Annotated in this window: 7 protein-coding genes and 1 pseudogene; 6 read left to right on the top strand and 2 right to left on the bottom strand. The window is 60.0% G+C overall.

Annotated elements, in window-relative coordinates; translation table 11 throughout:
- Positions 1–847: 847 nt before the first annotated feature.
- From QA639_RS09830 to QA639_RS09820, 3 genes are read left to right on the top strand one after another with little or no spacing between them, the layout of a single operon-like run.
- Positions 848–4,735, top strand: coding sequence for an AAA family ATPase (locus QA639_RS09830; RefSeq protein ID WP_198400068.1), 3,888 nt, complete (start codon positions 848–850; stop codon positions 4,733–4,735).
- Positions 4,732–6,948: an NAD(P)-binding protein gene (locus QA639_RS09825; RefSeq protein WP_283089674.1), complete on the top strand. Its 2,217-nt coding sequence runs from the start codon at positions 4,732–4,734 to the stop codon at positions 6,946–6,948. Before QA639_RS09830 ends, QA639_RS09825 begins: the two co-directional genes overlap by 4 nt.
- 11 nt (positions 6,949–6,959) lie before the next feature.
- Positions 6,960–10,013, top strand: coding sequence for an NAD(P)-binding protein (locus QA639_RS09820; RefSeq protein WP_198400069.1), 3,054 nt, complete (start codon positions 6,960–6,962; stop codon positions 10,011–10,013).
- A 524-nt stretch (positions 10,014–10,537) separates the two neighbouring features.
- Here QA639_RS09820 and QA639_RS09815 read toward each other — a convergent pair.
- A complete protein-coding gene (locus tag QA639_RS09815; RefSeq protein ID WP_283089673.1) occupies positions 10,538–11,086 on the bottom strand; it encodes an RNA-dependent RNA polymerase family protein in 549 nt (182 codons plus the stop codon).
- A 238-nt stretch (positions 11,087–11,324) separates the two neighbouring features.
- Between QA639_RS09815 and QA639_RS09810 the strand changes: the two genes are divergently transcribed.
- The 3 genes and pseudogenes from QA639_RS09810 to QA639_RS09800 all read left to right on the top strand — a co-directional run bounded on the left by QA639_RS09810 (position 11,325) and on the right by QA639_RS09800 (position 13,143).
- Positions 11,325–11,861, top strand: a complete 537-nt coding sequence (locus tag QA639_RS09810; RefSeq protein WP_283089672.1) for a hypothetical protein — start codon at positions 11,325–11,327, stop codon at positions 11,859–11,861.
- 207 nt (positions 11,862–12,068) lie between these two features.
- Positions 12,069–12,593, top strand: a pseudogene (locus QA639_RS09805) (SOS response-associated peptidase family protein).
- 352 nt (positions 12,594–12,945) lie between these two features.
- On the top strand, positions 12,946–13,143 hold the full coding sequence (locus tag QA639_RS09800; RefSeq protein WP_283089671.1) for a hypothetical protein: 198 nt from the start codon (positions 12,946–12,948) through the stop codon (positions 13,141–13,143).
- A 948-nt stretch (positions 13,144–14,091) separates the two neighbouring features.
- On the opposite strand, the gene QA639_RS09795 is transcribed toward QA639_RS09800, so the two are convergent.
- Positions 14,092–14,247, bottom strand: a complete 156-nt coding sequence (locus QA639_RS09795) for a hypothetical protein (protein WP_283089670.1) — start codon at positions 14,245–14,247, stop codon at positions 14,092–14,094.
- Positions 14,248–14,453: the final 206 nt, after the last annotated feature.

Below are 14,453 nucleotides of genomic sequence, written 5' to 3'. Positions count from 1 at the left end.
GTCCCGACCAGTAAGCCGATCCTGGTCAACCCACAGCACTGAAAACCATCCAATCCCTGCAGTCGGGCAGCCCCCGCGACAGGCAGAATGGCTAGTCCGTTTTGTTCAATATCCCTTTCAGCGACGAACACGGCAGCCACCACAACGAAAACGCTGGGCAATGGCGGCATTATTCGCGGGGTTATCCAGTCCATGCCATTGAATTTGCTTGAGATATCCCTCCTGCCGGGATCGCCACGTCATTTTCCGCTCCAGTGTTTTCAATAGGTTGAGCCTCAATTTGGAAGTCGAGCTTGTTCAGAAGGCGCAGCCTCATGAAGACTGGGACGAAAGCAAAGCGTCGAAAGCTAAGAGAGTCAGTGACCGTCCTTTGGCGCGCGTTCGCGCCGCGTCATGCACACGGCTCGGCCAGCCCTTCATGTGCACGTCGACATGAAAACACCGAGCCTCGCTCAAGCCCACATCTGCTCGGCGTGTGAGTGACAAGTCATCGCCTGTGGTCGCGTTCTTTCCGGATCACGAACGGACCCGAAGTTTGACGATCATTGTGAGCCACCCCACAGCCCGCATGCCACCGAAGTGATAAAAGGCATTTTTAGACATAAAGGCATAGTGTCAAAGCAATTGGACAAGACCGCTGACGGTCTCCGGCGGTCCGAGAACCGCAGGTTTGTTGATTTTCTCTCCAAGACAGGGTTCCATTCCGGCTCCATTGAGCCGAGGTCGTGCAATGCCTGCCGGAGCTGTCGCGAGGGAGCAAGCCGCCCACACGCCAAAATGGGTGAATGCACGCCTCCGGTCTCAGGAGTGGACCAACAACCCTCGCGCGGACGCCCGGACCGCGGCGGTGCTACTTATCGACATTGCCGGCTTCACAGCGAAGACCGACCGAGCTGCCGGCGACGGCGCTGAAAGCCTTACCTACTTCATCAACGATTGCTTTGCCATACTGGCCGACGTGATTGATTCAGAGGGAGGCGACATCGTCGCTTTCGCCGGCGACGCCATTCTCGCGATTTGGGTCGATCCGGACGCTGCCGTCGCGACCGCGCAGGCCGTGCGCTGCGGCCTTGCGCTGCGACAGGCCATGACCGCCGGGCCGGGCCGAGAAGCGATCAGTGCGCGTACGGCGGTGGAAACCGGCGAAGTGTTCTTCTGCAGGCTCGGCGGCTGGCAGGACAAATGGCACTATGTTGCAGCCGGAGAACCCTTTTACAGCATCGGCCTCGCCTATCAGAAAGCCGCGATCGGCGACATCGCGTTGTGTGCAAACGCCGCGCGGCTGTTGACGGGCTCGTGCGAACTCGAGCCCATGCCCTATGGGGCACGGCTCCTTGGAATGAACTCGCCCGATGCCGTCGCACCGATAGACGGCACTATCTTCGGAAGCCACACGGGCAAAGCCGATGCCAGCGACTGGGTCGGCGAGTTTCGCACGCTCACAGTGGCGCGGGTCGGCCTCCCCGATTTCAATTTCGATGATGATTTCTTGACGAGACTGCAGGCCTTCGTCGTTGACGTCCAGCAAATCGCCGAACGGCTCGAGGGAACCGTTCATCAGGTCCTGATGGACGACAAGGGCCTGACTCTTACGCTCGTCTTCGGATTGGCTCCGCTTGCCCACGAAGACGATCCCTTCAGGGCAGTCGAGGCGTGTCTGCGCCTCCGTCGCCAGCTGGAGGCGAAGGCCATTCCGATTTCTGTCGGCCTGGCGACCGGCCGCCTGTTCTGCAGCAATTATGGCGGCCTCCATCAAAGGACATTCGGGATTTTTGGGCAGGCGATCAATGTGGCCGCGCATTTCGCCGAGGCCGCACAAGGCGACATCGTCTGCGACGCCACGACGGCCCAGGCCGTCGGGCGCAGGATCGTGTTCAATCTGCTGCCACATCTCCAGGTCAAGGGGACGGGCGCATCGATGTTGGCGTTCAGTCCGGCGGCAGTAACCGACGATTTCCATGCTCCACCCCGGCGCACCATCATCGACCGCGTCAGCGAAACCGCGATGCTCAGGAGCTGTCTCGACGGTCTGAAGACAGGAACCGGTAAGCTCGTCCTCATTGCAGGCGAAGCCGGCATCGGAAAATCGCGCCTGCTCGAAGACTTCATCGGATCGGCGCAGGCCGACAATCACGCCGTCCTGGTTGCAAATGCCACGGCGATCGAAAGATCGACGCCCTATTTCGTGTGGCGCGCCGTATTGCGGCAGATCTTGCAGTTTGAAGGACCGGGCGACGGACCGCGGGTTCGACGCGAATTGTCGGAAGCGCTGCTCGAAAACGAGTCGCTGCTGAATTGGCTTCCGCTGCTCGAAGAAGTCATTCCACTGGGATTTTCCGAATTCGCCTTCACCGAACAGATCGTCGGCTCGGCTCGCGCGAGCGCGATCGAAGAACTCGTGATCTTCATCCTACGCCGATCGAGCGTTCGCATCCTCCTGATGGAGGACGTCCACTGGTTCGACGGCCCCTCGATCGAACTGCTTGGCGCCGTCGCGCGCCGGCTTTCGGACTTCCTGATCGTGGTTACTCAGCGGACCCAGACGACAGCCATCGCAGAGCAGCGTCTTGCCGTCGAACTCGCCTCATCGCTGCAGCTGCGGCTCGACCGGCTGTCGCGCGACGACGTGCGGCTGCTGGTGAAACGGCGCCTGAGATCGTCCGAGGTTCCGCCGGAACTGGTGCGATATGTCTACGGTCATGCCAGTGGAAATCCGTTCTTCAGCGAGGAGCTCGCGCTCGCGCTCAGGGACACTGGAAAGATTCAGGTTACGCGGGGGATATGTTCGTTCGATGAACAGAGCCTCGCCGATTCCAGTATCTCGCTCTCGACGAGCGTTGAACGCGCAATCGTCAGCCGGATCGACCTGCTATCGCTCGACGACCAGCTGGTGCTCAAGGCCGCCAGCGCAGTCGGCGACGCCTTCTCCTCCGAGTTGCTGGATCAAATCGTCCCGGAGTTGTCCGCTGCCACCAAGGCGGAATGCATCCGCCGATTGATCGACTTCGACTTCCTGCAACTCGATCGCGAGACGCGGCCACTTTCCTTTGTGTTTAGGCACTCCATAACGATGGAGGTTGCCTATCATGTTTTGTCTTTTGCGCAGCGAAAAACCCTCCATCGGCGGATTGCCGGCTTTATCGAGCAGCATCACGCCGAGGAGCTGCAACCGAATTATGCGCGCCTGGCAAGGCATCTCGAACTTGGCGGCGAGCCGTTGCGGGCGATCACTTACCTCGAGCTTGCGGCGCAACAGTCGCGCAACAACTCGGCAAACCGCGAAGCGATCCGTTACGTGGAGAAGCTATTCGATCTCACGCAGCGCGAAGCAATCCAGATCGGACGCAGCCGCAAGGCGGCTTGGGAGGTCATCCTCGGTGACGCTTGTCACGAATTGTCGGACTACGAGAGCTCCGCCAACCACTACCACCGCGCGATGGAGTTGCTTGGTCATCGTCTCCCGGCGAGCAAGACCGAACGAATCGGCGCGCTTATTCGCAACGCCGCAACCCAGTTGAGGTTACGGTTTACTTCGTCGAAACAAGTGGTCCTGGCTGAGCAGGACAGGTCCGACATGCAGCGCGTCGCTCATATGCACGAATTTCTGTCGGAGCAGTATTTCTACCAGAATGACTCGCTGGCCGTGCTCAACGGAACCCTGGCCTCGTTGAACCTGGCCGAAAAATGCGGCGCGACCCCGGAGACGATTCGAGGATACAGCGCGCTAGCGCTCGGAATGGGGATGTCCGGCATGGTGGGGATCGGCCGCAGTTACGCAGCGCGCGCGATCCAACTGGCGGAAGATTACGGCTCGCTGCCCGAGATCGCGCGGGTCCGTCTCGTGCTCGGCGTTCTCTCTTATGGCCTCGCCGAATGGGACAATGCCGAGGCGCATGGCGAGCATGCAAGACGTTGTTACGAGCGCCTAGGAGACCGAAAACGTGCGCAGAACAGCGAGACGATGTTGATCTTCATAGCGCTTTTGCGGGGATATATTTCGCTCGCCGACGAGCGGCTTGCCAGGCTGTTCGCGGAACTCTCCGACGATTCCCCGCCGCAGATTCGCGCTTGGAGTCTTTCCTTACGGGCATTGATCGACATCACCCGGGGCGGGGCCGATAACGGATGCCTCGACAAACTGAAGGCGCTGGCGGGCCAGCGGTTGATCCGCACCGAACAATTGCTTTGCACGGGCGTGGCCGCGGCCGGCTATCTCGGGCGTGGCGAGGCCGCGGTCGCCCTTGAGCTTGCGGAACGGGGACTTCCAATCTTGCGCGAATGCGGCGTTGTGTGGGGCGGATATGCCTTCGGGCCGGCAGGAATCGCCGATGTCTTACTGAGCCATTGGGAGCAAGCTTCCGGCGCGGTCTCTTCGAACATTCAAAGCCAGGCGAAGCTGGCGTGCCGGGAGCTTTCCCGGCTCGCTCGAACATCGCCGATCTGCCGTCTCTACAGTCTGTTAATGAACGGCCGATTGTGCTTCCTGACCGGTCAACCGGCGCGGGCGCTCGAGAATTGGAAGCGCGCCGGCGAAGTGGCCGAGCTGCTGCAAACCCCCCGCGAGCAGGCGCAGGCGATCTATCGAACCGGCCTTGCGACCAGCGCGAGCGATCCTGAGCGTGAGTCTCGCCTGCGGCAGGCGGCCGACATCTTTGAACGCCTCGGCGCCGCCAAGGAGCTCGCCGAACTGAAACGTGTCCATCCATCGCCGTCGTCGCAATGGAGACAGGCTTGAGCCAACGCCGCATCATCATCGTGGGCGGCGGAATGGCGGGACTTTCCGCCGCCTATCAGCTCAGCCTTACACCGGAATTGCGCAAGCAATATCACGTCACGGTCTATCAGCTGGGATGGCGGCTCGGAGGCAAGTGCGCCAGCGGGCGCGATGCGCAGGGCCGCAACATCGAGCATGGCCTGCATATCTGGTTCGGCCACTACCTGAACGCCTTCCAGATGTTGGCTGAGGTCTACCAGAACTTGCCGCGGGAAGGAGCGAAAGTCGAATTAAACACCTTGATTCTCCCACAGGGTTACACGCCGATCGGCGATCCCGATGGGGCCAAGCCGAGGGTGTATGACGTCAACTTTCCGACATCGAAGAAGATCGGTATACCCGGCAGAGAACCGGCTGACCTCAGCATCGCCAATTGTCTGTCGCACGCGATAGGACTGCTGATAGACTTCCACGACTATGCGCTCGGGTCAGACTCGCCGATCGTCAAGCTCGACGAAGTTTCGATCGAAACGATCAAAATGCGCGACGATCCGCTGTTTCCACCCTCAAGACTACTCGGTGTGGTGACGGCAAGAACCTGTCTGGAGATTGCCTCGGCATGGCTGTCGCATCTCGACGAAGACATGATCTCGTTTGGCCGCGCGGACATGGAATTAGTCCGCCGGGTGCTTCAGGGCGCTGCTGGCGCCAGTTGTCATATGACCTTTGCGAATACCGCAGCTGGTCACTTGTTCGACCAGGCCTTGCGACTAGCGTGGCCGCTGGTGGACGGCATTTTCGACGACATCGTGATTGAGCAACGATCCATCCAGCAGATGGACGGCGAGGACTTTCGCCGCTGGTTGGTTCGTCATGGCGCCGAACCCTCACTGGTCAAGCAGTCGCCAATGGTGAGAGCGCTCTACGACACGATGTTTCAGTATCCGGACGGAGACATCGCCAACGCGAGCTACGGCGCAGGAACCGCGGTGCAGGTCCTGCTTCGAGCACTCGGAACCTATCAAGGAGCCGTGGCGTGGGAGCTGCAGGCCGGTGCAGGCGAAGTGATTGTCGCTCCCCTGTTCGAGATACTCAAGCAGCGAGACGTCAAGTTTCGGTTCTTTCACAAACTGACCGATATCAGGGTCTCGTCGGATGGGCGATCTGTCGATTCACTGCACTTTGACGTGCAGGCGATACCGAAGTGCGGCTATGAATGGACCATGCCGATTGGCCATGGACTGTTCGGCTGGAGCAGCCAACCCGACTGGCTTCACCTCGACGCGCCCCCGAACGGCTGCGTTGATTTTGAATCGTTCTGGTGCAACGAGCGGGTCGACACCGACGTAAAGACACGAGTCGACGATTTCGACGATGTCGTCCTGGCGATACCGCTCGGCGCTTTCAAGAAGTTCACGGGCAACAAGAGTGTCGAGCGACCGCCCGGACCAGGACCAGGCCTATTTAGCATTGAAGAAAAGCACGAGCCGTTCGACGACCTTTACAACTACAGCACCGGCTTCTGGAATATGGCGGCAAAGCTTCGCCTGGTGCCCAGCATCGCAGTTCAGCTCTGGAGCACGCGCTCGCTTGCCGGCCTCGGCTGGTCTGGACAAAAGCCCGCGCTGGTGTCAGGCCCCAATCCTCTCGACATCTGGGCGGACATGTCCCAGCTCCTGCGATATGAGCGCCGCGACCCTCCCTATTCGCTTCACTACCTCTGTGACGTCTTCCCTTCGAAATTGTACGCAGCGCCGCGGACAAGCCGGCATGCCCAGGAGATGGCAAATCTGCTGGCCTATCTCAAGACGTTGGATTGGCTCGAGCACAAGGCCAAATTCATCTGGCCGAAGGTGATGACGAACGGTGCGTTTGACTGGACCGTGCTCTACGACGACCAGGATCGCGACGACTATCGCCGCATCAGGGCGCAGCACGTCAAAGCCAATATCAGTCCCTGGGACTGCTGTGTCGCGACCGCGGCCGGCACCAGCGCCTGGCGCCTGAAGACCGACGAGTCCGGCTTCAAGCACCTGTACCTCGCCGGAACCTGGATCGACACCGGCTTCAACACCGAATGCGTTGAAACAGCCGTGATCTCGGGAATGCAGGCGGCGCGCGCGATCATCGGCGCAGAGCTCGAAATTCCCGGCGAGCGTTTCCTTCACGCTACCCGACAATATGTGTCTCTCTGTGATTTTATGCGCAGCTGCGCGCCCGCTCCCGCTGAATGAGGATCGGCCGCATGGCGCGCAGAAAGATTGCAATCCTGGGAGGCGGTGTCGCAGCGCTCAGCGCGGCGTTCGAGCTGACGGAGCAGGATCCCCAGCATCAGCTGTTCGACATCACCGTCTACACGATCGGCTGGCGGCTTGGCGGCAAGGGAGCGGTCGGCCGCGACAAGGAAAAAGGATATCGCGCCGAAGAACACGGACTTCATGTCTGGACCGGTTTTTACGATAACGCATTCGAACTGGTCGACCGGCTTTATGCCGCGATGATCGATCTCGATCTCAGCCCGCCGTTCGGGTCACGCGAGAACGCCTTCGAGGGCCTCGATCGATCCGTGCTCATGGAGCCGTTCAATTCCGGTTGGACTTCATGGACTATCGACATTCCACCCCATGAAGGAATTCCGGGCACACCGCGTCCCGCATTATCGCTCGTCGATTTTCTGCGCTCACTGCTCGAATGCTCGGTGCAGCAGAGCCAGTCGATCGCTGGTTTCACCGACCAATGGCCGGCGGGGACCCAGCACTCCGCCGTGGCGGCCGGAACGACCGACGGTCCGTTCAGAACGGCGCGGGCGAAGATCGATATCCTGCCGCAGGATCCCAGGGCGGTCAGCCCGAGTGACGCCGCCGAACTACAGACGATACTAAGGCATGCGCGGACTCAGCTCTGCGACAAGCCGGCGTCAGCCGCCATGTCTCGCGACCCGCGCGAGATCGTGGCGGAGGTCGCGCTGACGATCGCGATCGGCATGTTGAGCGACGGCGTGCTGTGGCAGGGCTTCGACTGCATCGACCATCAGGAGTGGACCGATTGGATGAGGTCGAACGGTTGCTCGGATTCGACGCTGGATTCCGCCATCGTCCGTGGCTGCTATGATTATGTGTTCGGGTTCTTCGGTAGCCACACGGAACACGGGAATGTCGTTCCCTGCAGGAATGTGGCGGCTGGCACCGGCACCCGCATCCTGTTGAAGCTGCTCTTCACATATCGCGGGTCGTTCTTCTACCTTCTCAAGGCGACCATGGGCGAGCTGCTGTTCGCTCCGCTCTACCAGGTCCTCACGAAACGCCATGTCAAGTTCGAATTCTTTACCAAGGTCGAGCACATCGGACTGTCTCAAGACAAAGCTTCGATCGAATTCATCGACACCACCGTGCAGGCGACCACCCACTCCGGCAATTCTTACGATCCGCTGATCTGGATCGGCGCAGATGGCACAATCCCGAGCTGGCCTTCCCATCCAGACTACTGTCAGCTGGTCCAAGGACAGGATCTGCGGGACCAAAGAATAGACCTGGAATCGGCATGGACGAAGTGGCCCGGCGTCGACCCTCCCCGAAAGCTGCTGCGAGGGAGGGATTTCGACGATGTCGTGCTCGGCATCGGCATCGGCGCATTTTGCACGATATGCAGCGACCTGATCTGCCACACGCCCGGCTGGCGAGAGATGGTCGATGCCATCAAGACGACGGCGACGGTAGCCTTTCAAGCATGGACAAGCGTCGGCATGCGCGAGCTCGGTTGCAAGCAGGATCGAACGGCTCTTTCGGGATTCGTATTGCCGCTCGATACCTGGGCCGACCTCAGCCTGATGTTGCCACTGGAAAAATGGCCTCAACCGTCTCCCAAGGGGTTGGCATATTTCGTTGGCTCCCTGGTCGACGATCCCCTGGATCCGCCGCCCCCGTTCTGCAAACACAGCTATCCGGCCAGGATGCTCGCGCGGCAAAGGCGAAGGATGCTGCGCTGGGTCGAGAGCGACCTTCACTTCCTATGGCCCGGAATTGAAGGCCCCGGCCATGCCATTCGTTGGGAGCGATTCTTCGACTATCGTGCTTATTCCCCACCCACTCGAAGGCGGTTCTTCGCGCAATATCCGAGGGTGAACATCAATCCCTCGGACCGATATGTGTTATCGGTTCCCGGCAGCGTGTTCAAACGCATGGAGGCCGGCAATTCGGGGGTCGACAATCTCTTTCTCGCCGGCGACTGGGTTCGTACCGGTATTAATGCGGGTTGTATTGAAGCATCGGTCATGGCGGGCCGCGCCGCGGCAGCCGCAATTGCAGGAGTAGATATTGCCATGCCAAACGCCAACGACTTCGACGACGTTTCGCTGCCAACCGCCTTGTTGCCGGCATTGGACCTGTTGCGCAAGCTTGCCACTAACGCCGTCGCCGGTACCGGCGAAATCGAGGCGTTCTGCGTCGTCCAACAACGGCCGCGCTGCGAACTCGAGAAAATGCTACCCGATGGGCTGACACTCCTCGAACCTCCAGCGCCCCACAGCACGATCAAGACAGCGCATCACGGCGCGTCGTCCGATGCAGAGGGCAAGACGGAAAAGACAGCGGAGAATATTCCCGAGCCACCGCATCATGTCGTCCTGATCTTTGCCCGGCAACGCAACGTGCGTCCGGGACCACTACCCTTCGGCGGCGCGCACTACCTCGAAATCGCCCAGCTGATTCCCGACGTTATCCATAAGAACGCACCTTCATTGCAGAACGTCCTGTTCAGCTACATGCCGCATTTGTTCGTGAGCTCGCTGGCAGCCACGTTGATCGGCCAGAATTTTTACGGCTTCAACAAACAGGTCGCACGAATCCAGGATGATAATGACTCCTTCTCCATGCGAAGCTCATCCGGCACCATAAGAACCTGGTTCGAGCGCGACGGCGTGCCCGGTGGCATCGACAGTTATCTCGTCATCAAGCAACTCCGCGACAAACTGGATCAGCCGCTGGTCGGCGTCCAGCCGGATGGCAATTTCGTCTACTCGACGCTGAAATACGGTCTAGGCGGCGCGGTCGTTCAACCCATCAAAGGCAAGATCGCGCTATCCTCGCCTTTCGCCCATAAGGCAGACGAGATCGAACTCGCACCGATCTCAAAGCCGCCGCAAAAGGACGACTCTTGGGGATTCCGGTTCATCGCGCCTTGGACGCTCAGCCTGCCCTTCAACTTTCCGGCCGGGCAGCCGAGTTCGAGCGCAAGAAATCTGGCGAGGGCCACCGGCGAGTACAGCACGGCATTGCTGGGCCGTATCTTGGTACGACGCTGACGGCCGGGAATTGGCGCCACTAATTCGCTCAATGGTCACCAAGACACTGCACTCGCACGAAGCCCTTAGGATGACGACAGCCATCAAAACGGCGAGAGTCGAGCATGAGGATGCAGCGCCCCGGACCCGACAGCCGAACGCCAGGCAGCCTTTCACTCGTTACTCGTGCCTTGGCCGCAGAGCGCGCCCGCCCCCGAGTCGGCGGACCGCGTGGAAAGCACCATCCCTTTGGAGGCTGGATAAGGCAATGAACCGCGACGGTATGACGAATGCCGCATGGTAGCGGGGGTCCGCTACATCGCTAGACCCACTATTTCCGAAGCCCTGTTTTCCTATCGCGGAGAAGCATAAGTCGCGACGTGAACCCTTGGTAGTTCGTCAAAAGTCGCCGTTCCTACGCAATCCTTCGCCCGCTTAGAGTGCTCCGCTACTAGGTCGAGTAGAGGCGTCGATCGCTCGACGCCCCCCTCACAGATCCGGACGTGCAGCTTTCCCGCATCCGGCTCCTCTGACGAGTAACTTGATCAGACCATTTGGTGACGCCAGTCGCGTACATGCCCGATCGGTACCGGGAAGACCCTCAGGATCGCGTTGAACCGCTGCCACGACAGCTTCGGCCTTTGGCTTCGCCGTAGTAGGACCCGCCGCCTCGCCTTCATTATCTGAAGACGGAAGCGACCGAGGCAGGTGCTGTTGCCGGGGATGCCGAAGTAGGCGTAGTGCCCGCGCAGCACCGCAGCCAGCCACCTGTGCTGGTCGCGGAGCCGTTGGTGCATTCGTCGCCTCATCTCCTGGCGCAGCTCCTTCAGCTTGCGGATCATCCGTTTCCTTTGGGTCTTCTGGCAGAGGAGAAAGCGTCCGTCCCTGGTCTCGCCGCAGTAATGCGTGAAGCCCAGGAAGTCGAACACCTCCGGCCGTGCCCTGCCCTTGCGCCGACGGTTTTCTTCAGCAAACCGTCCGAACTCGATCAGCCGCGTCTTGTCCTCATGGAGATGAAGACCGAACTTGGCCAGTCGCTCCGCCAAGGCCGCCGTCATCGTCTCCGCATCCTGCCGTAGCTGGAACAGGAGCAAGTAGTCGTCGACATATCGGACCAGCCGTACCTGACCAGTCGCATGCCGCCGCTTCCAACTGCTCCATCCAGAGTAGAGGTCCAGTTAAGTGACTACGCATCATAACGAACAGCTGTCGGCGGAGCCGACCTCAGATCGCGAACATTTTGTCCAACTTGCGCCGCCTTCGCTTGCCTAGCGCAAACCATACTCGATATTCAGAAGGGCAGAACCGTCCGGCTTTATCAATGCCAGTGCGGTGAGCGCATTTGGGACGATTAAGGCCGCCTCAGTTGGCGGCCTCTTTCATCGCCACGAAATCAACGCCAAGGGCGATCAGTACGTTTTCATCGGCATGGCCGGGACGCAAAAGGCGATCATTAGCTGGGCGTCGGCAAGCGTAACACCGAAAGCACGATGGACTTTCGGCTTTCTGCATGATCTGCGCGCCCGCGTGATCGGCCAGCCCGAGTTTTCAACGGGCGGCTTCCATCCCTACCGCACGGCGATCCGCGACGCCTTCGGCGACGGCGCTTCGCATATTTCGCATCTGCGAGTAGCCAGCTTCTCAATAAAAAGCCCCAGCGCTACCGGGGGGATAGACGCTGGGACATTAGGTGAATGGACTGGGCTGGCAGGGACCGGATCCATTCACCGGATGAACGCATCGCCTGAGGTGCCAAAGCGCGTCCAGCAGATGCCCAATTGGATCGTTCCTCGCAGAGGATTTTCACGCCCGCAAATGGCGGATCAAAAACGGTCCCAGCGCACCAGGGCAAGGTCGCGCTGGGGCTGATACAAACGAGTGCGCGTCTGCGGGGCAATTGGGGGGACTCAAACGCGCCTTCGCTGTCCGCTTCTCTCCCTTGCATAATTTTCTCGTTCTGGAGTCGTTCCAGTGTTGCGGCCTGTTTTGGTTTGGCGCGTGGCCTATTTCGGCCAGTACCCGACGATCGCCGGCCTCTTCCGTCTCGTCAACCGCTGTGTCGGCAACCTGCCGGCGATGCCGGGCGCGTTCCCGGATTATCCGGCGCCGGTCATTCGCGATGGCGCCGGCGGTCGCGAGATGGTTCTGATGCGCTGGGGCATGCCGTCGCCGCCGCAGTATGGCGGCCCGCCGGTGACCAACATCCGCAACGTCAAGTCGCCGCACCGAAAGCGCTGGCTGAAGCCGGAAAGCCGCTGCCTGGTGCCGTTCAACAGCTTCTCGGAATACGCACGGGAGCCGAACCCGGAGACCGGCGAGAAGGACGTCGTCTGGTTTGCGCTGGGCGACGACCGGCCGCTGACTGCCTTCGCCGGGATCTGGACCGAGTACGCCGGCGATCGCGGTGCCAAGCCGGTGCCCGGTCGTGGCACCGATCCGTCCCAAGGCGATGCCGGTGATCCTGACCACCGAGGAAGAGCGCGACGTCTGGATGCGCGCGCCGTGGGACGAGGCGAAGGCAGTCAGCGGCCGCTGCCCGACGGAGCACTCAAGATCGTGATGCGTGGCGCCGACAAAGAGGACCGTTTGTCGGCTGTCTAAAGGTCTCAATGGCTCAAGAAGAGCAAAAGACCAGCCGCGATCCACAGCGGCGACAAGCTCAACAGCATGGTAAGCCAGAACTGCAGTTCTCTCAGGACGCGGGCACTTCCCTGCATAGCGTTTTTCTCACTTCTTGAGGGGAAGCTAGCCTACTACGTGAGATGCGGTCCATCATTAACGCAGATTATTTTTGCCTCGAGCCCGTCCGCCGGAGCGGCACATTCACTCGTGTGATTCAGACTAGCAAAGATCTGTTCGCAAGAACCTAAGAAACCAGCAGAGCTTCCACGTCGTTTGTCATTTGTCAGTGCAGCCTGCGAGTCGTAGCGCGACGATGTACAAAGATGCGATCATGGACGAGTTGAGGCAGATCGAAATCGATGTGATCGAAGGCGAAAGGCGGCTCGCGGAGCTTGAGGCGCTGCTGATTGAATTGAAACGGTTGAATGAAGACACCACTAAGGTCGAAGCTGAGCTTGAAGTGATGCGCAAAAATCAGCTCGACCAGGATCAGAACCGCCAACGCCTGCTTTCGCTTCTCCATCCCTAACGGAAGGGCAATTGCGGATGACTCCCAGAGAACGCCATGACATGCCTTGGATTATCGGAGCCGCCGCCTTCGCTTTCGTCCTAGCGATCGTGGCGGGAGGATTGACCTACTTCCATTAACCGCCCGTCCCTATCCTTGGCGGCACGTCGACCGACCGAATGATCGAGCCTCGCTTGCCGCAGACTGTGCAGGTGAACCGCGGCTCGAGATCTGACAGGCGCATCTCGTCCGGCCATTTCGACGCGTCCGTCTGGACGTTGTGCGAACATTGATGGTCTTTGCAAAAGACCATGATGCAAGTTGCGCCCGTTTCGCGCATTTCGCCGAACGTGATCTTGGTAGGGCATCCTTCATAGGAGCGCGATTTCAACGCTTATCGGCGTGATCAGCAATCCCACGAACCTTGGCGGCTGTCCTACCGTGGTGCCTACCATTGGTCGGTCAAGGGATTCGCAGACCTTGCCCATGGGCGTTGCGCACCACGAAGATCCTCCGCCATGAGCCCGCAATCGACCTGGTGGCCCGGAGAGCGGTGAGAGCTTCGGCGGCGCCGCAAGAAGATCCCTGCGTCTCGTTGGAACACAGCCCACAGGACAATTGTTGTCAGAGCAATCGCGGAGGCCGCGGAAGTGGCAGACGAACTTGAATATTCAGGACACCGGCTGTTGGTCGTCGAGCAACCCGGCGGCGGATTCTTAGTTGAGATAGCGCCTCTCAACGGCCGGCAAACCATTAGAACGATGACCTATCAAAGCTCGCGGGAAGCGATCACCGCGGCAAAGAGAACGATTGACAAGCACCCGGGACACAGGCGCGCCTCGTAGCGCCCATTGGGCGGTAGATCGATCCGAGGAACGGGCGCAAAGCTCTGCCGTTGGATCGGTCGATGGCCCCATCAATCACCATTCATTTTGCCTGCTCCAACTGCGGCGCAGTTTATTCGGCTCTTCAGGAGCGCAGCTCGATCCCGGTGAACACGTCCGGGTCTTCGATTGTCGGCAATGTGGGAAGCTGGTTCATCATTGGGCCGGGCTCTTCGGCCGCAAACTTCGCAAGCCGTTCTTGTAGGGTTTCTGTCTGTTTGAAGCGACGCCGCTTCTTCATGGCGCGGATCCCTGTTTGCGTGGGGCGGGAGCGTTGTGATGGGCGATCTCATCACCGGTAGATACCTTGGGCCGCACGGTGACGGATCGAACGTAGGCCTGGAGCACGATAGATTCTACAACCTTAGTTACTTTCCCAAAATTCACCTCGACACTCGGATTTCCGCGAACCGCGCCGTTGGACGAAGCCTCCACCCCACAGCGACT

Source organism: Bradyrhizobium pachyrhizi (assembly GCF_029714545.1).
In the GTDB taxonomy this organism is placed as follows: domain Bacteria; phylum Pseudomonadota; class Alphaproteobacteria; order Rhizobiales; family Xanthobacteraceae; genus Bradyrhizobium; species Bradyrhizobium pachyrhizi.
This window is presented reverse-complemented; position numbering and strand designations above follow the sequence as displayed.